An 18,795-nucleotide genomic window follows, 5' to 3' on the forward strand; every position below is an offset into this window, starting at 1 on the left:
GTGACATCTGCGACCCATGCCCCCAGTACCCCGGCGCACCCCACGCTGAACCGCCCCAATATGGTTTCCGTTGGAACCGTAGTGTGGCTGTCCAGCGAGTTGATGTTCTTCGCCGGTCTCTTCGCCATGTACTTCACGCTGCGCTCCACAAGCGGTGAGATGTGGGCGGACGAGACGGCCAAGCTCAACTTCCCCTTTGCGCTCGTCAACACGATTGTCCTTGTGGCCAGTTCCTTTACTTGCCAGATGGGCGTCTTCGCCGCCGAACGGCTGCAGCCCCGCAAGTCCGGTGGCCCGTTCCAGTTCTCCCGCTGGGGCATGAACGAGTGGTTCACCCTGACCTTCCTCATGGGCGCGTTCTTCGTCGCCGGCCAGGCCACGGAATACGCGATGCTGGTATCTGAGCATGTCTCGCTCTCCTCCAACGCCTACGGCTCGGCCTTCTACATCACCACCGGCTTCCACGGCCTGCACGTTATTGGTGGCCTGGTGGCCTTCCTCTTCATCATCGGCCGCTCGTTCGCCGCGAAGAAGTTTGGTCACTTTGAAGCAACCTCCGCGATTGTCACTTCCTACTACTGGCACTTCGTGGATGTCGTGTGGATCGGCCTCTTCCTGGTCATCTACGTACTCAAGTAGCCAGCTTTGATTCTTTTTCTACAAGAGGCAGAATTTCAAGAAGCGGCTCACGGAGCCGACGCACGATCGAATAAAGGAACCACCACGTGAAGGCACTCTCGCAAAAGCGGCGTCACCCACTTGCAGCAATAGCGCTGCTCCTGATGGGGCTCCTCGTCACTGGTGGGCTTTATGCCGTTGCCACCACCGTCAACGAGGCGAAGGCTTCCACCACCAGCTACAGCGCCAATGATGTTGAGGAGGGCGGCAAGCTCTTCGCGGCCAACTGCGCCACCTGCCACGGCATGGGTGCCAGCGGAACCCAGGACGGTCCGTCCCTGGTTGGTGTCGGCGCCGCAGCGGTTGACTTCCAGGTTGGCACCGGCCGGATGCCCATGCAGATGAACGGCCCGCAGGCCGCCGAGAAGCCAGTCCAGTTCAACGACGAACAGACCCACCAGCTTGCAGCCTATGTCGCTTCCCTGGGAGCCGGCCCGGCAATCCCTGAAGAGCACCTGCTGGACGAAAAGGGTGACGCGGCAGCCGGCGGCGAGCTCTTCCGTACCAACTGCGCCATGTGCCACAACGCTGCTGCCGCCGGCGGTGCCCTGACGCGGGGTAAGTTCGCACCCGCTCTGGCCGACGTTTCGGGCAAGCACATTTACGAGGCGATGGTCACTGGCCCGCAGAACATGCCGGTATTCAGCGACGCCAACATCACCCCCGAGGGCAAGCGGGACATCATCACGTTCCTGAAGCAGATCGAGTCCAACGGCTCCCCCGGCGGCGCCGACCTCGGTGCACTGGGACCTGTCGCCGAAGGCCTGTTCGTCTGGGTCGCGGGGCTGGGTGTCATCATCGCTTTCACCATCTGGCTGACGTCGCGGACGTCTTAGGCGTTTCCCTTGCCGCTAAGAAAACTTCTGCTGATGAGTCAGCAGTTCGAAATTGAAAAACTAACTCGGCAGAAGCCGGGACGAGAGAAGGATGAGGCGAATTATGGGCAACCATAGTGACGGCAGTCCGAGCCACTCGGGCACCGTAGCTACGGCTGGTCAGAATGAGGTGGAGAAGTTCCAGGATCCTGGACTTCCTCCGCATCGTTTGCGCCTGGCTGACACGGACCCGAAGGCCGCAAAGCGTGCAGAACGGCAGGTCGCCCTACTTTTTGGCACCTCTGTTATCGGCACAGTGATCTTCCTGGTGGCGTACTTCGCCATCGACCTTGGCGGCGACGATTCCAGCATTGCAACGGTCCGCCTGCAGAATGCCCTGCTGGGCATCGGCACTGCTTTTGCCATGCTTGGCATCGGTACCGGCATTGTCCATTGGGCCAAGGCCCTCATGCCGGACCATGAAGTCTCGGAAGAACGCCATGGCATCCGCACAGAAGAGGACCGCCTCGCCGCTGTCCGCATCGTAGATGACATTGTGGAAGAGACCGGAATCAAGCGCCGTCCGCTCATCCGCAACACCCTTCTCGGCGCTGTAGCCCTGGCGCCCCTTCCGGCAGTGGCAATATTCGGCGACCTGGGCCCGCGCCCCGACAAGGCACTGTCGCACACCATGTGGGCTCCCCAGGACGGCCAGTTCAAGCGTCTTGCCCGCGACCCTGATGGCACTCCCATCAAGGCTTCGGATGTCACCCTGGGCTCCGCCTTCCACGTCATCCCGGAAGGCCTGAACGAACTGCATGAAGGCAAGCTCAACGAAAAAGCCAAGGCTGTTGTGCTGCTGATGCGTCTGGATCCAGCATCGCTGAACCCTTCAGCGGGCCGCGAGGACTGGAGCTACAACGGAATCGTTGCCTACTCCAAGATCTGCACTCACGTCGGGTGCCCGGTTGCTCTTTACGAGCAGCAGACGCACCACCTGCTGTGCCCGTGCCACCAGTCCACCTTTGACCTCACCAACGAGTGCAAGGTGATCTTCGGCCCGGCCAGCCGGCCCCTCCCCCAGCTGCCCATCGCAGTGGATGACGAGGGCTACCTGGTCGCAACCAGCGACTTCAAAGAACCTGTAGGACCTAGTTACTGGGAGCGTGATGAGCATGAGCGCAGCATCAAGAGCTGAAGCCCCCGCCTTCGTCGCCAAGACCAAAGCCGGACGCATTACCGATTTCGTTGACGAGCGCGTCGGCGGCGCCGGGATCCTGCGCGAGTTCGGCCGAAAGGTCTTCCCCGACCACTGGTCGTTCATGTTCGGTGAAGTCGCGCTGTATTCCTTCGTTATCCTGCTGCTGTCAGGTACGTTCCTGACGTTCTTCTTTGATCCGTCCATGGCAGAAACACACTACGACGGCTCATACGTGCCCCTCAAGGGCGTCGAGATGTCAGTGGCCTACAGCTCATCGCTGGACATCTCCTTTGACGTCCGCGGCGGCCTGTTCATGCGTCAGGTGCACCACTGGGCGGCCCTGCTGTTCGTGGCGTCCATCGCCGTGCACATGCTCCGCGTCTTCTTCACCGGAGCCTTCCGGAAACCCCGCGAAATGAACTGGGTGGTGGGCGGCGTCCTGCTGATCCTGGCGATGGCAGCCGGCTTCACCGGCTACTCCCTCCCCGATGACCTGCTGTCCGGCAACGGCCTGCGCATCATCGACGGCGTCATGAAGGCAATCCCGGTGATCGGGACCTACGCTTCCTTCTTCTTCTTCGGAGGCGAGTTCCCCGGAACGATGGTCATTGGCCGCCTCTATATGCTGCACATCCTGCTGGTTCCGGCCCTGATCCTCCTGATGATCGTCCTGCACCTCTTTATGGTGGTCATCCACAAGCACACCCAGTACCCCGGCCCGGGACGCAACGACGGAAACGTCGTCGGCTACCCGCTGGGTCCCGTATACGCTGCCAAGGCAGGCGGATTCTTCTTCATCGTCTTCGGTGTCATCGCACTGATGGCAGGGTTCTTCACCATCAACCCGATCTGGAACTACGGCCCCTACGATCCTTCACCGGTGTCGGCAGGTACCCAGCCTGACTGGTACATCGGCTTCGTGGACGGCGCACTGCGCCTCATGCCCGGTGTGATCGGGGACTTCCACTTTGAGTACGTCGTCTTCGGATACACGCTCTCACTCAATGTCCTGCTGCCGGCGCTGGTTCCTGCGGGCATTCTCTTCACGGTGATGTTCATGTACCCGTGGATCGAACGGTGGATCACCAAGGACAACCGTGAGCACCATGTCCTGGACCGTCCGCGCAATGCACCAACGCGTACCGCCATCGGCATGGCCGGTTTCGTCTGGTACTGCGTGATGTGGGCAGCTGCAGGCTCGGACCTCATCGCCACGCACTTCCATGTGTCGCTGAATGATGTCACCTACTGGCTCCGCGCGCTCTTCTTCATCGGCCCAATCATCGCGTTCATCGTCACCAAACGCGTCGCGCTGGCACTTCAGCGCAAGGACCGCGAAATCGCGCTCCACGGCCGTGAGACCGGACGTATCGTGCGACTGCCGCACGGTGAGTTCATTGAGGTGCACGCACCGCTGGACGAATACAAGCGCTACAAGCTGGTTGGCTTCGAGTCACCGGCACCACTTCCGGCAGTGCCCAACGATCACGGCATTGTCACACGCAAGGAGAAGCAGCGTGCCTGGCTCTCCCGGTGGTTCTTTGAGGACCGGGTAGCCCCCGCCACACCCGCGGAGCTGGAGGCAGCACACGGCCACCACGCCCACCCGGCAGTTGAAGCAGCCGAGGAGAGCAAGAGCCTCAGCCACTAGACAGTTGCCAGAGCGCAAAGGAAAGGCCCGGTCATCGTGACCGGGCCTTTCCTTTTGTTTGCCTTGCCTTCTATTTGGTTTCCTGGGAACCAGGGCTTATAACAGCTACGGGTTCCGGTAGCCCGACGCATGATTTCGGGCCGGCCGCGCTCCCGGACGCTGGAGCGGGACCCAAAGCTTGTAACGGTCAGCGCGGTAGTACGAAACGGAGTAGTCCACCATGGCCCGGGCCACGAACGCATGCCGCTGGATTTTCAGCAGCGGTGATCCAACGTCGACGTTGAGTAGCCGGGCAGTGGAGGGCGATGCCGCAGTCGCTTCAATCATGTCCTCGCCCCACTCCATCACGAGCCCGAACTGCTCGCTGAGCACGTTGTAGAGGGATGTGGGCGGTTCACCGTCCAAAAGCCCCGGGACCCGGTGCGCCGGAATGAAGTTTTCATCCACGCTCATGGGCTCCCCGTCCGCCAGCAGAAGGCGGCGGAAACGCACCAGGGCCGTTCCCTCCTCCAGCTGAAGCTCCCGGGCCAGGAAGGCACTGGCGGCGATCTGCTCAAAGCTCAGTACCTTGGCGGCCGGCACCATGCCGCGACGCTGCATCTCCTCGCTGTACGAGGTCAGCTTGACCTGCAGGTCAAGCTTTGGCTTGCGGACGAACGTGCCAAGACCCACTACTCGTTCTATGACTTCTTCGCCGACCAGTGCATCGATGGCCTGGCGCACAGTCATTCGAGCGAGGCCAAAGCGTTCGGCAAGGTCCCGTTCCGAAGGGAGTGCGGATCCAGGCGGGCAGGAGTCCGCAATGTAGGAACGAAGGATCTCGCGCAGCTGAATGTAGATGGCAGTCCCGTTGCTGCGGTCTATCTCGCCGCTGACGGCGCCTGCGCTACCGGCCATGGCCCGGAGCCAGTGCTTCTGTGTTCACCATCCAATCTTAAGCCAAGCCGGCGGAGGTCTAGACCAGTGGTTGCCACATGCCGGTCGGTTTGGGAGCCGACACATCCCGGCGGATATATTTGGACAGGAAAATTTGAAAATTGACGGAGGGGGCCGTTGTGACAAAAGGAGTCCCGTTGCCCATTCACAAGGCCGTGGTGTCGGCGTCGATCGGCCTTCATGCCAGGCCAGCTGCTGTATTCGTCAGGGCCGTGACCGACACCGGGCTGCCGGTCACCATCAGCAAGGCAGGTATTGAAGGCGTAGATGCCCGCTCGCTGCTGGAAGTCATGACCGCAGACTTCCACTACGGCTGTGAAGTGGAGCTCTCCATCATGGATTCGGCCCTGGAGGGACCTTCAGGCCTCCAAACAGCAGAGGACGCTCTCCGTATGCTTGCCGAGCTGTTGGAGTCGCAGGGGGCCCGCTAGGCGCTGCCAGCGCTGCTTCACGACGCCATATAGCGCTGATCTTCAGATAGCGGCTGCCCTCATACGCAAAACTGCTCCCCGAAAGCCGGAACTGAATTCTCAGTCCGACTTTCGAGGAGCAGTTCAGGTGTAAGGAGCCGCAGCTCCCGCTCGACGGCTAGTGGGCGTGGTCTCCGCGGCTGTACTCGTAAACCCAGCCCACAAGGGCGATGAGTGCGAGTCCAGCACTGATGAAGACGATCCAGAAACCTATTGCCATGCCCAGGAATCCCCCGGCGCAAGCCAGGCCCAGGACCAGCGGCCACCAGCTCCATGGGCTGAAGTGCCCTTGTTCGCCGGCACCTTCATGGATTTCGGCGTCATTGCGGTCTTCAGGACGCATACCTATCCGCTTGCCGGTGAATCCAAGGTAGCCGCCGATCATGCCGGCCAGGCCGCCTACGAGAAGGATTCCCAGGATGCCAACCCACTCATGCCAGTCCGTCAGGAACCCGTAAACGATCGAGACCGGTACGAAGAAGAAAACTCCGGCTCCAAATATCCAAGATTCGATTTTCACTTGCTGGTGTCCTTCTGGTCGGCGTTACCAAGAGCAGCAGCAGCCACAGCAGGCGACTGAACTGTGTGGACCTGGGAGAGCTCCGGGTGGTGCAGGTCCAGGGCCGGGCGCTCGGAACGGATCCGGGGCAGCGAGGTGAAGTTGTGGCGCGGCGGAGGGCAGGACGTGGCCCACTCCAGCGAGGCACCGAAGCCCCACGGGTCATCCACCTGCACCTTTTCGGCACCGCGCCAGGTGATGTAGACATTCCAGAAGAACGGAATCAGGGACGCTCCCAGGACAAACGAGGCGATGGTGGAGAACTGGTTCATCCAGGTGAAGTTGTCCTCCACCAGGTAGTCCGCGTACCGGCGGGGCATGCCCTCGACACCCAGCCAGTGCTGGATCAGGAAGGTGCCGTGGAAGCCCAGGAACAGCAGCCAGAAGTGGATCTTGCCCAGGCGCTCGTTGAGCATCTTGCCGGTGAATTTTGGCCACCAGAAGTAGAAGCCGGCGAACATCGCGAACACCACGGTCCCAAACACCACGTAGTGGAAGTGCGCCACCACGAAGTAGGAGTCAGAGACGTGGAAGTCCAGCGGCGGCGACGCCAGGATGATGCCGGTCAGGCCGCCGAACAGGAAGGTGATGAGGAAGCCGATGCTCCACAGCATGGGCGTCTCAAACGTGATTGATCCGCGCCACATGGTGCCGATCCAGTTGAAGAACTTCACCCCGGTGGGCACCGCGATCAGCATGGTCATAAAGGCGAAGAACGGCAGCAGCACGGATCCGGTCACGTACATGTGATGCGCCCACACGGTGACGGACAGGGCAGCGATGGCGATGGTCGCGTAGACCAGGCCCTTGTAACCGAAGATCGGTTTGCGGCTGAAGACCGGGAAGATCTCGGACACGATGCCGAAGAACGGCAGCGCGATGATGTACACCTCGGGGTGGCCGAAGAACCAGAACAGGTGCTGCCAGAGAACGGCACCGCCGTTGTCGGGGTCAAAGATGTGGGCACCGAACCGCCTGTCAGCGCCAAGCGCGAACAGGGCTGCGGCCAGCGGCGGGAATGCCATCAGTACCAGGATGGACGTGACCAGGGCGTTCCAGGTGAAGATGGGCATCCGCCACATGGTCATGCCAGGAGCGCGCATGCAGACAATCGTGGTGATGAAGTTGACCGCGCCCAGGATGGTGCCGAAGCCGGAGAGCGCCAGGCCGAACACCCACAGGTCCCCGCCAATACCGGGGCTGAAGGTGGTGTTCGAGAGCGGCGCGTAGGCGAACCAGCCAAAGGAGGCAGCGCCCTGCGGTGTGATGAACCCTGAGACGGCAATGGTTGAGCCAAAGAGGAAGAACCAGAATGCCAGGGCGTTCAGCCGCGGGAAGGCGACGTCCGGGGCGCCGATCTGCAGCGGCATGATGACGTTCGTGAACCCGGCAAACAGCGGGGTGGCGAACATCAGCAGCATTACCGTGCCGTGCATGGTAAACAGCTGGTTGTACTGCTCCTTGGTCTGCAGGATCTGCATGCCAGGCTCGAAGAGCTCGGCGCGGATAAGCAGCGCCATGACGCCGCCGAGGCAGAAGAACACAAACGACGCGATCAGGTACATATACCCGATGGTCTTGTGGTCGGTGGAAGTGATCCAGTTGACGACGATGCGTCCCTTGGACTTGGGAACCACGGGCGCCTCGAGGACGCCCACGGGTGCGGATTGAGTGTAAGTAGCCACGTCGCTCCCCTTAGTTTGTTTCGTTCAGGTTCGGGTTGCGGTCGTACTCTTCGCCCAGGAGGCCGGTGTTGCCCTCATCACGCAGCTGGTTCATGTGGTCCTGGAACTCAGCTTCGGACACCACCTTGACCCGGAACAGCATCTCGGAGTGGTACTCGCCGCAGAGTTCAGCACACTTACCGTCATAGGTTCCCTCTTTGGTGGGGGTGAACCTGATGTAGTTGGTCTTCCCGGGGATCATGTCCCGCTTTTGCAGGAACGCCGGTACCCAGAAGGAGTGGATGACGTCGCGTGAGTTCAACTCCAGATCAACCGACTTGCCAACCGGCAGGTACAGCGTGGGGAGTTTCTCTTTGTCCAGGGTTTCGCCGGTCAGGTGCGCCTGCACCCCGGCCTCATAGACGTCTTCGCGAATGACGTCACCGGACTTGTAGTTGAAGTCCCATGCCCACTGCTTGCCCCGGACGTCAACAACGACGTCAGCCGGCTGGGAGCGGTCATCAATGGCCTGCTGGTCCCGGTCGGTGAAGTAGAAGAACACCAGCACCATAAAGAGCGGGATAGTCAGGTAAAAGACCTCAAGCGGGAGGTTGAAGCTGGTCTGCCGCGGAAACCCAATGGTGCCCTTGCGGCGGCGGTAGGCAACGATGCACCAAACGATCAAACCCCAAGTGATGATGCCCACAACAAGTGCGGCAATCCATGAGTTGACCCAGAGGTCCATGATGCGGTCAGTGTGATTGGTGGTGCCACGCTCGGTGGGCAGCCACCCCTTCTCTACCTCTGGCGAACATCCGGTCAAAACCAACGCGCCGGCTACTGCCAGGCCTGAGATCGAGGTGATCGTTTTGCGTCGGCTGCCGGTTCGGTTCTGCGAACTCACAGACGGCCCTTCCTACTTGTTGCTGTTGCCCGGGCAGCCGCTGGCTTCCCGGGCACACTAAAAGTTTTACTACTCGGTGTAGAGCTTACCGGTCCCCCGGGCATTTCGCCCACATGTCGGCGCCGCGGTCCCGTGCCGTTTTCACGGACGGGGACCACGGCGCCGGCACCGGGCGAAAAGACCGGGTTAGTGGAACGAGTCGCCACAGGCGCACGAGCCGCCTGCGTTCGGGTTATCGATGGTGAAGCCCTGCTTCGAGATGGTGTCCTCGAAATCGATGCTTGCGCCGCTGAGGTAGGGCACGCTCATCTTGTCCACTACTACTTCGACTCCGTCATAATCACGGACAGCGTCTCCGTCAAGGAGCCTCTCGTCAAAGTAAAGCTGGTAAATGAGGCCCGAGCAGCCGCCGGGCTGGACGGCAACGCGGAGGCGGAGGTCGGTCCGGCCTTCCTGTTCGAGGAGGCTGCGTACCTTGCCTGCTGCGACGTCGGTCAGCTTGACCTCGTGGGCGGCCAGTTCATCACTGGCAGCGCTGGTGGTTTCGGTGCTGTTCTCATTGGTTGCGGTGCTCATATGGCCTACCTTCTTAGGACGGTCCTGGCGGCCCCGCCTGAACGGTGCCTGCCCCTACGGAACGGTATGGGCTATAGCTACATGCTACTTCGGTCAGCCGTGTAGCTCTAACTTCTGACGTAACCATGGGAGGACAGCCGTTGTTCCCGCCAGGACGGAGACATGCGGCCGCTGCCGTCATTTTGGCCAGAGCTCAGGCGAGGCCCTCCGCATTCAGCCTCGCCAGCATCAAGGCCTCTGCCACCACAGCGTTCCTGAAGTCTTCGATGTAGAGCGACTCGTTGGCGCTGTGGGCCCTTGAATCAGGATCCTCCACGCCCGTGACAAGGATCTGCACGTCAGGATAGACCTCGGTAAGGTCCGCGATGAACGGGATTGATCCGCCGATTCCCATCTCCACAGCAGGGACTCCCCACGCCTCGCCCAGTGCCCACAAAGCCAAGGTTGCAGCCTTGGATGACGTATCCGTGCGGAATGAGCTTCCGCTTTCTCCCGGAGTGAACACCACCTTGGCGCCGAACGGAGCATGTGCCTGGACGTGCTCCCGCATAGCTTCCATGGCATCGGCCGGGTCCTGTCCGGGGGCCAGGCGCAGGCTGAACTTCGCCTTGGCCCGCGGCAGCAGCGTGTTTGAAGCCACCGCAACTGCCGGCGCGTCAATGCCAATGATGGACAGGGCAGGTTTGGTCCACAGCCGTGAAGCGATGGTGCCCGATCCCGCGAGCTGAACCCCGTCCAGCACGGAAGCATCGGCGCGGTACTCGGTTTCGGTGAGATCCACTGCCACATTGTCCTGGGAGACGAGCCCTTGGATGGCAACGTTGCCTTCATCATCGTGGAAGGTGGCGATCAGCCGCGAGAGCAGGGTGGGCGCATCCAGCACCGGGCCGCCGAACATTCCTGAGTGGACAGCATGTTCGAGTACTTGCACTTCGACTGTTCCATCCACCAGGCCGCGAAGACTGGTAGTCAGCGCAGGCACACCCACCTTCCAGTTGCTGGAGTCCGCCACCACAATCACATCCGCCCGGAGCAGGTCACGATGTGCCTCCAGGAAGGTTCGGAACGTGGGGGATCCTGCCTCCTCCTCCCCCTCAAAGAAGAACGTCACTCCCAGGCCCAGCTCAGGCCCCAGAACCTCCGCAACAGCGGAGTAGGCGGCCACGTGGGCCATGATCCCGGCCTTGTCATCGGCGGCACCGCGGCCGTAAAGACGGCCGTCCTTTTCGACGGCGGCAAAGGGTTCGGTATCCCACAGGGCGGGGTCACCCGGGGGTTGCACGTCGTGGTGGGCATACAGGAGTATGGTCGGTTTTCCTTCGGCCGCCGGCCGGCGGGCGACGACGGCGGGGCCACCGGGGGTGCCGTCCTTCTTGTCAGACCGCAGGACGACAACATCGTCCAGGCCGCTGGCACGGAGAAGGTCCGCCACGGCCTGGGCGCTGCGTTCCAGCTGAGCGGGATCGAAACTGGGCCAGGCGATGCCTGGAATGGCCACCAGCCCGGCAAGTTGGGCCAGGGTGGCATCAAAGGACCGGCTGACTGCGCTGCGCAGTTCCTGCGCATCGATGGCACCGGAAGTGGTACCCGGCGCAGGGTTGCTGGAGTACGGGCTGCTTGAATTTCGCGGGGTTGCCGCTGGAGTGGGCGTCATGGCCAAAACAATACCTTCGCCCTATCGCGGCAGCCTCGAAGCGGCACCGGGGCGTACACGGCAGCGTACGCGGCCGGCGTCGTAATTCCGGGCACTTTCCGACTGCGCAGGGACCGCCACCGTCACAGCCGGATTCCACGACGATGGCGGTGTCCCCGCAAGGTATTCTGTTCTGGTGTTCGGACGTAAAAAGGAAGCGCCCTCGGCGCAGGAAATAATAGACCAGCAGGCTGCCGATGCGGCTGCCCGGCAGGATGTGGCAGCGGGCAAGGGTGCGCCCACGCCCAAGCGCAAAGCCCAGGAAGCGGCCCGGAAGCGGCCCCTGGTGCCGGAGGACCGCAAGGCTTCCAAGGCTGCCGAACGCCAGGCCATCCAGGACCAGCGGCAGAAAATGCGCCAGGCCCTGGATACCGGCGACGAAAAGTTCCTGCCGCTGCGCGACAAGGGGCCGCAGAAGCGCTTCGCCCGGGACTACGTGGACGCGCGCTTCAGCCTGGGTGAATACCTGATGTTCGGCGCCCTGGTCTTTGTCATCATCTCCCTGCTTGTCCCGGCGTCCAGCGAACTGATGATCTACGTGCTGGGCGGGTTCTGGGTGATGTTCCTGGCAGTCTTCGTTGACGTGTTCATACTCTCCCGCAAACTCCGCAAGAAGCTGACGGAGAAATTCGGCGAGGTGGAGCGCGGCACCGTCTGGTACGGCTCCATGCGGTCACTGCAGTTCCGCAAACTCCGGCTGCCCAAGCCGCTGGTCAAACGCGGCGAATACCCCGCCTGACATTCCGGACTGTCATCGGCTCCGATGACACCTTTTGCACAATCAAAACCCCGGCGGTCAAACCCGCCGGGGTTTCACTTTTTGCCTCTGGTGTCAGGAGTTATTATTCGGCACCTTGTCAGGCCTGCGGTTCTTCGCCAGTTGCCGGTTGATCCGGGCGGCCCAAAAAGGCCCCTCGTAAAGGAAGGCCGTGTAGCCCTGCACCAGCGTTGCCCCGGCATCCAGCCGCTCCTGGACATCCTGCGCGGTCTCGACGCCGCCCACAGCCACCAGGGCAATGCTGTCCCCCGTTGCGTCCTTGAGCCTGTGGAGCACCTCCAGGGAGCGCTGCTTCAGCGGAGCCCCTGACAATCCGCCCGGTCCGCATTTTTCAATGGTTTCCGCCGGCGACTTAAGTCCCGCCCGGGCAATGGTGGTGTTGGTGGCAATAATGCCGTCGAGTTTAAGGTCCAAAGCCAGCCGTGCGACGTCGTCGATATCCTCGTTGCTCAGGTCAGGTGCAATCTTCACCAGCAGGGGAACGTGCCTGCCGGCGGCCCTGTCAGCCTCCTCCCCCACCGCGGCCAGCAGCGGGCGAAGTGTCTGAACATCCTGCAGAAGGCGCAGGCCCGGTGTATTGGGCGAGCTGACGTTGACTACAAGGTAATCTGCCGCCGGGGCGAGGCTCCGGGCGCTGAGGAGGTAGTCACCGACGGCGTCGTCGAGTTCAACCACCTTGCTTTTTCCGATGTTGACGCCGATCACCGGCCTCACGGCAGGGTAACGGCGGCGCAGCGCGGCCCGGGCCGCCTTCAGACGAGGCTCCACCGCAGCCGCGCCGTCGTTGTTAAAGCCCATCCGGTTGATCACAGCGCGGTCCTGGACCAGCCTAAAGAGGCGGGGCTTTTCGTTGCCGGGCTGCGCCTGGCCCGTAATGGTCCCCACCTCCACATGGCCAAAGCCAAGGTCGGTGAGTGCCTCGATGCTGTGGCCTTCCTTATCGAAACCGGCCGCGAGGCCGAAAGGCGACGGAAAGGTCACGCCGAAGGCGGTGGTCTGAAGTGACGGCGCAGGAGCCGTGAAACGCTGCAGGAGCCGGCCGGCACCGGTGGTATGCGCGAGCCTGATCCCCTTGAATCCGATCTTGTGGGCGCGTTCGGCGTCCATCCATGAAAATGCCAGTTTGAAAAATGTGGGATATACGCGCATGCGTCTAGTTTTCCGTCTCCCGCGGCCCAGACCAAACCCGGGCCGCCTCGGCCCTACCGGAAAGGGGCCCGCCACCTCAAGTCACCGGATCCTACTCAGGAGTAGATCGTGCGGGCTAGCATAAATCCATGACCTGGGAAGCTGACATCCTCGGAGACGGCTTCGAGGCATATACGTTCCGGGCGGCAGGCGACGACGGCGTGGAGCGCACGGCCACACTGGTGCGCCACCGGCCGGGAAACGAAGATCCGGTCCCCCCGCCAGGTGAACGCCGGGCCGTGCTGTTCCTCCACGGCTGGAGCGATTATTTCTTCAACGTGGATTTGGCCCGGTTCTGGAGCAGCCGCGGCTACGACTTCTACGCACTGGACATGCACAACCACGGCAGGAGCCTGCGCCCGGAGACGCCGGGCGGATATGTGGCGGATCTGTCCGACTACGACGCCGAGATCGGCAGGGCAATCGGCATTATTGCCGCTGACAGCCACCACGCTGACAGCCAACACACTGACAGCCAACAGCGTGGGCAATCCCGGCCGGCCCCTCTCACCCTGATGGGACACTCCACCGGCGGCCTGGTTGCCGCCCTTTGGGTGAGCAACCATCCTGGCACCATCTCCGCGCTGGTACTGAACAGTCCATGGCTTGAAATGCACGGAAGTTCGCTGATCCGTCGGGCGGCATCGACCATGGTGGGGCCGGTGGCCCGCTTCCGCCCCGAAGCGGTCCTTCGCCTGCCTGAACGGGGATTCTATTGGCGGACCATCAGCAGCTCTGCGGACGGAGAATGGGCGCTTGATGACCGGTACAGGCCCCCTATGGCTTTCCCGCTGCGGGCCGGCTGGCTGCATGCCATCCTTGCCGGTCACGCCAAGGTGGCACGAGGGCTGGGCATTGACATTCCGATTCTGGTCCTGCTGTCCCGGGGCAGCGCCAACGGCCCGTTTTGGACCGAGGAAATGCGCCGGACAGATGCAGTCCTTGACGTTAATGTCATCGCGCTGCGGGCGCTGACTCTTGGACGCACGGTGACGGTGGAGCGCATCGACGGCGCCCTGCACGACGTTTTTCTTTCGCCGCCCAAGGTACGGGCGGACGCGTATGCACGGTTGTCGCGCTGGCTTCGGGGTTACGGTGAGCCGGACACAGGGGCTGGAGACACCGGCGGCACCCTCTGGGACGCCCCCGACGGCGGGGGCAGGAGATGACGGAAGAGTGGGATGGGGGTGAAATCCTTCCCAAGGCACCCAGAAAAAGAGTGGCTATGGCTGAACAATCTATACGGACGCCTGACGGCGGCCACCTTCACCTTGTCAGCTTCGGGAAGGGGCCCGGAGTGGTCATGGTCTGTGGAACCAACACGGCCGCAGCAACGTACTTCAGGACTGCGAGAAAGTTGAGTCAATCACTCCCTGTCCATGTCTATGACCGCAGGGGCAGACCGGGCTCCAGCCCCCAGCCCGAGAATTATTCCATGTTAACCGAGATCTCGGACCTCCATTCTGTTATGGAGGCCACAGGCAGCACGGCCGTCTTCGGGCACAGCTACGGCGGGGCCGTTGCCCTCGAAGCCGCGCTTCAATTACCGGCCAGCCGCGTTGCTGTCTATGACCCTGTGCCCAATATCGGAGGCCTGGTGCCAACAGGGTTTCTTCCTGCCCTTGAAGATGCGGTGCAGCGCGGGGATGTGGCCCGTGCGGTTGGGGTCATAGGCAAGGGAATCTCCACAAGCCTTCGGGAAACACCACTCCCGGATCCTGTATTCCACATGTTGGTGTGGTGCATGTCCAGGGCAACCCGCAATGGGCGTTCATGGCGGGGCACCGTAGGCAGTTCGGTAAAGGAGATCGCTTGGCTGCACGCCAACCGGCCCAGCGCCAAGCGCTACGCAGACATCACAATTCCCGTACTTGTACTCTACGGAGCACGCAGCGACACTTTTTTCCGGCTCGTTGCCGAGTCGCTCGCGGGCACCCTTCCCTTAGGAAGATGCGCCGTAGTTCCCGGATCCGATCACGGGGCACCGGACTACGCTCCAGCTGCTCTTCTCGCCCAATTGGCGGAGTTCTTCACTGGGCAACGTTAGTACTGTTGACGACAACCGTGCCCATCCGCACTAAGCGGAGCTGCCACCTGTAGGCAGGCCCGGCCGGGCGGCATCCACGGCGCCGCCGTAGCGCCGGTCCCGCTGGGCGTAGATCTCCACGGCCTCCCACAGAGTGCGCCGGTCCACGTCCGGCCAGAGCGTGTCCATAAAGACGAACTCCGCATACGCTGACTGCCACAGGAGGAAGTTGGAGAGCCTCTGCTCTCCCGAACTCCGCAGGAACAGGTCCACATCCGGCAGGTCAGGCTCGTCGAGGTATTTCTGGATGGTCTTCTCCGTGATGGCCCCGGGCTTGAGGCGTCCCGCCGCCACTTCCTCGGCGATGGCTGATACCGCATCCGTAATTTCGGCCCGTCCGCCGTAATTCACACACATGGTCAATGTGCACGTGCTGTTGCCCACGGTAAAGGCCTCAGCTTCTTCAAGTTCCCGGATCACCGATCCCCAAAGCCTGGGACGGCGGCCCGACCAGCGCACCCGGACCCCCCACTCATCGAGCTGGTTCCGCTGCCGCCGGAGCACATCCTTGTTAAATCCCATCAGGAACCGCACCTCTTCCGGTGAGCGGCGCCAGTTCTCGGTGGAGAACGCGTAAACGCTGACGTACTCGATGCCCAGCTCAATGGCGCCGGCCATGACGTCCAGCAGCGCGGGCTCCCCCGCCTTGTGTCCTTCGATCCTGGGCAGCCCGCGCTGGTTTGCCCACCGGCCGTTGCCGTCCATGACAATGGCAACGTGCCGCGGAATGAACTCAGCGGGGATGGCCGGAGCGGTCGCGCCGGAAGGATGGGGATAGGGCGCCACGACGGGGGCAGTCCGCTTCCGTGAAGGGTTGTTCTTTTTTCCCAGGGCCACTGTCAGGTACGCTCCACATGTTTGAGGGATTTAAGGACACGCTCAAGGTGCCACTGCAGGTAGGCGGCCACCAGCCCGGCCGCTTCCCGCCGGTGAACCGGCAAGGACGCGTCCGCCGTCGGCCAGTCGCCCGTCAGGAGGGCAGCCAGCAGGACCACCGTCTCGGCGGCCGGCGCTGGCGAGCCGGGCGGGCGGCAATCGCCGCAGACCATACCGCCCAGCGGCGCCGAGAAAGCGATGTGGGGACCCTGGCTCCCGCACCTGGCACAGACCGTAAAGCTGGGCGCCCAGCCGCCGGTGGACAAGGCGCGCAGAAGATAGGAGTCCAGGATCAGCCCCGGGGCGTGTTCCTCCCGGCTCAGGGACGCCAGCGCTCCCACCAGCAGGTTGTACTGTGCCGTTCCGGCTTCGCCGTCGACGTCTGTGAGTTTTTCGGCTGTCTCCGTCATGGCCGCGGCCACCGTGTAGCGCCCATAGTCGGCGGCAATGTTGCCGCCGTACGCACCCTTGGCAACGGCCTGGGTGACGATGTCCAGGGAGCGGCCGGACACCAGTTGGAGGTCGGCGACCATAAATGGTTCCAGTCGGGCGCCAAAGCGGCTGCTGGTCCGCCGGACACCCTTCGCTACCGCCCTGACCTGGCCGTGGTGCTTGGTCAGCAGGGTGATGATGCGGTCTGCCTCACCGAGTTTATGGGTGCGCAGCACAACGGCGTCATCCCGGTACGCGCGGGCGGCAAATGATTGTTGGACCACGGTTTATCTTCGCACTGTCTTCTCGCAAAGGGGCACTGTCTTCTCGCAAAAGGGCCACTGCCCGCGTTGCGCGCCGGGAAGCCCGGCGCGCAACGCTGCTCCTGCCTAGGCGCGGGAATCCCGGATGGCGCGGTTGACCGCAGAGATCACGGCTTTGAGCGATGACATGCTGGTGTTGGAGTCGATGCCGATTCCCCAGAGCACGCGGTCACCCACGGCGCATTCGACGTACGCCGCCGCCATGGCGTTGCCGCCCTCGGACAGGGCATGCTCGCTGTAGTCCAGGACACGGACGTCCACACCGTCTTCATGCAGGATGTTCAGCAGCGCGGCAATCGGCCCGTTTCCGGTGCCCGTGCGGCGGACCTGCACTCCATCAATGGTGAGGGAAGCATGCAGCGTCATGCCGCCGTCGTCGTCCGTTTCGGTGCTGACCGAACCCAGCGAATAGCGTCCCCACTGGCCGTCAGCGGCGCCGGAAGGAAGGTATTCATCCTGGAATGCCTGCCAGAGCTGCGTGCCGCTGACTTCGCCGCCGACGGTGTCTGTCCGCTTCTGGATAACACCGGAGAATTCGATCTGCGCACGCCGCGGCAGGTCCAGGCTGTGCTCGTTCTTGAGCAGGTAGGCAACGCCGCCCTTGCCGGACTGGGAGTTGACCCTGATGACGGCTTCGTAGCTGCGCCCCAGGTCCTTGGGATCTACAGGCAGGTACGGGACCTGCCACGTGAAGTCAGCCACGTTGACCCCGGCCGCGGCGGCATCCCGCTCCAGGGCTTCGAAGCCCTTCTTGATGGCGTCCTGGTGCGAGCCGGAAAATGCGGTAAAGACGAGGTCTCCGCCGTAGGGGGCCCGCTCGGCCACGGGCAGCTGGTTGCAGTACTCCACTGTCCGGCGGATGTCGTCGATGTCCGAGAAATCGATCATCGGATCGATGCCCTGCACAAACAGGTTCAGGCCGAGCGTGACCAGGTCCACGTTGCCGGTCCGCTCGCCGTTGCCAAAGAGGCAGCCTTCGATCCTGTCCGCGCCTGCCATGTAGCCGAGCTCGGCGGCTGCCACTCCGGTGCCGCGGTCGTTGTGCGGGTGCAGCGAGAGGATGATTCCCTCACGTGGGTGCAGATGCCGGCTCATCCATTCAATGGAATCGGCGTAAACGTTCGGCGTGGCCATTTCCACGGTGGCGGGCAGGTTGATGATGACCTGGCTGTCAGCGGAGGCCTCGAAAACATTGGCGACGGCGTTGCATACGCGCACGGCATACTCAAGTTCCGTGCCGGTGAAGGACTCCGGGGAGTATTCGTAGGTGATGTGGGTATCCACCAGCGTTTCCTCGTACTTCTTGCACAGCCGCGCGCCCTGGAGCGCGATGTCCAGGATGCCGTCCTCGTCCTGGTTGAACACCACGCGGCGCTGCAGGACCGAGGTGGAGTTGTACAAATGGACGATGGCCTGCTTGGCGCCGACCAGGGACTCATAGGTCCGCTCAATCAGGTGCTCGCGGGCCTGTGTCAGAACCTGGATGGTCACGTCATCCGGGATGTGGTTGCCCTCGATGAGCTGGCGGACGAAGTCGAAGTCGGTCTGCGAGGCCGAAGGGAAGCCGACCTCGATTTCCTTGTAGCCCATGCGCACCAGCAGGTCGAACATCTTCATCTTGCGGGCGGGGCTCATGGGATCGATGAGTGCCTGGTTACCGTCCCGCAGGTCCACGGCGCACCAGCGCGGGGCGTGGGTGATGACCTTGTCCGGCCAAGTCCGGTCCGGCAGTTCAACAGTGATCAGGTCCTGGAACGGGCGGTAACGGTGGGCGGGCATTCCTGAGGGCTTTTGTGCGTTTTGCATTACTTTCGGGGCCTTTTCTGTGGTTCTTCTCTGAAAGGGTGGCCGGGCAACACAAACTCCGCAGCGAGGGTGGCCTTGCGCTAGATCGCGTCTGAGGCCTCGCCGCGGCAGCTAAGGAGAAGGAGCTCTGCGCGCACCATTTGAGAGTAACACGGGTGC

Annotated in this window: 18 protein-coding genes; 8 read left to right on the forward strand and 10 right to left on the reverse strand. The window is 62.5% G+C overall.

Annotated features, from left to right (window positions below; all coding sequences use genetic code 11):
- From ctaE to qcrB, 4 genes are all read left to right on the forward strand, one after another.
- Complete coding sequence (gene ctaE, locus M1E17_RS13095) at positions 1-639, forward strand: aa3-type cytochrome oxidase subunit III (RefSeq protein ID WP_457962467.1); 639 nt, start codon at positions 1-3, stop codon at positions 637-639.
- Positions 640-725: 86 nt separating this feature from the next.
- A complete protein-coding gene (gene qcrC, locus M1E17_RS13100) occupies positions 726-1,514 on the forward strand; it encodes a cytochrome bc1 complex diheme cytochrome c subunit (RefSeq protein ID WP_457962468.1) in 789 nt (262 codons plus the stop codon).
- Positions 1,515-1,617: 103 nt separating this feature from the next.
- The gene (qcrA, locus tag M1E17_RS13105) at positions 1,618-2,691 is read left to right on the forward strand and encodes a cytochrome bc1 complex Rieske iron-sulfur subunit (protein WP_457962469.1); all 1,074 of its coding nucleotides are present in this window, start codon (positions 1,618-1,620) and stop codon (positions 2,689-2,691) included.
- Positions 2,669-4,345 carry a cytochrome bc1 complex cytochrome b subunit gene (gene qcrB, locus M1E17_RS13110; RefSeq protein WP_457962470.1) on the forward strand — a complete coding sequence of 559 codons (1,677 nt, stop codon included), beginning with the start codon at positions 2,669-2,671 and terminating at the stop codon, positions 4,343-4,345. Before qcrA ends, qcrB begins: the two co-directional genes overlap by 23 nt.
- Positions 4,346-4,450: 105 nt before the next feature.
- On the opposite strand, the gene M1E17_RS13115 is transcribed toward qcrB, so the two are convergent.
- Positions 4,451-5,242 (reverse strand): GntR family transcriptional regulator, encoded by a 792-nt coding sequence (locus M1E17_RS13115; RefSeq protein ID WP_457962471.1) that lies wholly within the window; start codon positions 5,240-5,242, stop codon positions 4,451-4,453.
- A 176-nt stretch (positions 5,243-5,418) separates the two neighbouring features.
- Here M1E17_RS13115 and M1E17_RS13120 point away from each other — a divergent pair, with 176 nt between their 5' ends.
- Positions 5,419-5,712, forward strand: a complete 294-nt coding sequence (locus M1E17_RS13120; protein WP_457962472.1) for an HPr family phosphocarrier protein — start codon at positions 5,419-5,421, stop codon at positions 5,710-5,712.
- A gap of 157 nt (positions 5,713-5,869) precedes the next feature.
- Here M1E17_RS13120 and M1E17_RS13125 read toward each other — a convergent pair whose 3' ends face one another.
- The 5 genes from M1E17_RS13125 to M1E17_RS13145 form a co-directional block, all read right to left on the reverse strand.
- Positions 5,870-6,271: a cytochrome c oxidase subunit 4 gene (locus M1E17_RS13125; protein WP_457962473.1), complete on the reverse strand. Its 402-nt coding sequence runs from the start codon at positions 6,269-6,271 to the stop codon at positions 5,870-5,872.
- Positions 6,268-7,995 (reverse strand): aa3-type cytochrome oxidase subunit I, encoded by a 1,728-nt coding sequence (ctaD, locus tag M1E17_RS13130; protein WP_457962474.1) that lies wholly within the window; start codon positions 7,993-7,995, stop codon positions 6,268-6,270. The genes M1E17_RS13125 and ctaD overlap by 4 nt, the downstream gene beginning before the upstream one ends.
- 10 nt (positions 7,996-8,005) lie before the next feature.
- Positions 8,006-8,878, reverse strand: a complete 873-nt coding sequence (gene ctaC / locus M1E17_RS13135; RefSeq protein ID WP_457962475.1) for an aa3-type cytochrome oxidase subunit II — start codon at positions 8,876-8,878, stop codon at positions 8,006-8,008.
- A 186-nt stretch (positions 8,879-9,064) separates the two neighbouring features.
- Positions 9,065-9,454 carry a HesB/IscA family protein gene (locus M1E17_RS13140; RefSeq protein WP_066291471.1) on the reverse strand — a complete coding sequence of 130 codons (390 nt, stop codon included), beginning with the start codon at positions 9,452-9,454 and terminating at the stop codon, positions 9,065-9,067.
- Positions 9,455-9,647: 193 nt separating this feature from the next.
- Positions 9,648-11,108: a M20/M25/M40 family metallo-hydrolase gene (locus M1E17_RS13145; RefSeq protein ID WP_457962476.1), complete on the reverse strand. Its 1,461-nt coding sequence runs from the start codon at positions 11,106-11,108 to the stop codon at positions 9,648-9,650.
- A gap of 175 nt (positions 11,109-11,283) precedes the next feature.
- Between M1E17_RS13145 and M1E17_RS13150 the strand changes: the two genes are divergently transcribed.
- Positions 11,284-11,886: a DUF3043 domain-containing protein gene (locus M1E17_RS13150; RefSeq protein ID WP_457962477.1), complete on the forward strand. Its 603-nt coding sequence runs from the start codon at positions 11,284-11,286 to the stop codon at positions 11,884-11,886.
- A 93-nt stretch (positions 11,887-11,979) separates the two neighbouring features.
- Here the strand turns inward: M1E17_RS13150 and M1E17_RS13155 are convergent, their stop codons facing one another.
- Positions 11,980-13,074: a quinone-dependent dihydroorotate dehydrogenase gene (locus tag M1E17_RS13155; protein WP_457962478.1), complete on the reverse strand. Its 1,095-nt coding sequence runs from the start codon at positions 13,072-13,074 to the stop codon at positions 11,980-11,982.
- A gap of 128 nt (positions 13,075-13,202) precedes the next feature.
- Here M1E17_RS13155 and M1E17_RS13160 point away from each other — a divergent pair, with 128 nt between their 5' ends.
- Both M1E17_RS13160 and M1E17_RS13165 read left to right on the forward strand, forming a co-directional pair.
- The gene (locus M1E17_RS13160) at positions 13,203-14,282 is read left to right on the forward strand and encodes an alpha/beta hydrolase (protein WP_457962479.1); all 1,080 of its coding nucleotides are present in this window, start codon (positions 13,203-13,205) and stop codon (positions 14,280-14,282) included.
- Between the two features lie 134 nt (positions 14,283-14,416).
- Complete coding sequence (locus M1E17_RS13165; RefSeq protein WP_457967743.1) at positions 14,417-15,160, forward strand: alpha/beta fold hydrolase; 744 nt, start codon at positions 14,417-14,419, stop codon at positions 15,158-15,160.
- A 30-nt stretch (positions 15,161-15,190) separates the two neighbouring features.
- Here M1E17_RS13165 and M1E17_RS13170 read toward each other — a convergent pair whose 3' ends face one another.
- From M1E17_RS13170 to leuA, 3 genes are all read right to left on the reverse strand, one after another.
- Positions 15,191-16,036 carry an isoprenyl transferase gene (locus M1E17_RS13170; protein ID WP_457962480.1) on the reverse strand — a complete coding sequence of 282 codons (846 nt, stop codon included), beginning with the start codon at positions 16,034-16,036 and terminating at the stop codon, positions 15,191-15,193.
- A gap of 2 nt (positions 16,037-16,038) precedes the next feature.
- Complete coding sequence (recO, locus tag M1E17_RS13175) at positions 16,039-16,791, reverse strand: DNA repair protein RecO (RefSeq protein WP_457962481.1); 753 nt, start codon at positions 16,789-16,791, stop codon at positions 16,039-16,041.
- Positions 16,792-16,896: 105 nt separating this feature from the next.
- Positions 16,897-18,636 carry a 2-isopropylmalate synthase gene (gene leuA, locus M1E17_RS13180; protein ID WP_457962482.1) on the reverse strand — a complete coding sequence of 580 codons (1,740 nt, stop codon included), beginning with the start codon at positions 18,634-18,636 and terminating at the stop codon, positions 16,897-16,899.
- Positions 18,637-18,795 lie beyond the last annotated feature (159 nt).

Source organism: Arthrobacter sp. D1-29, from assembly GCF_054130585.1.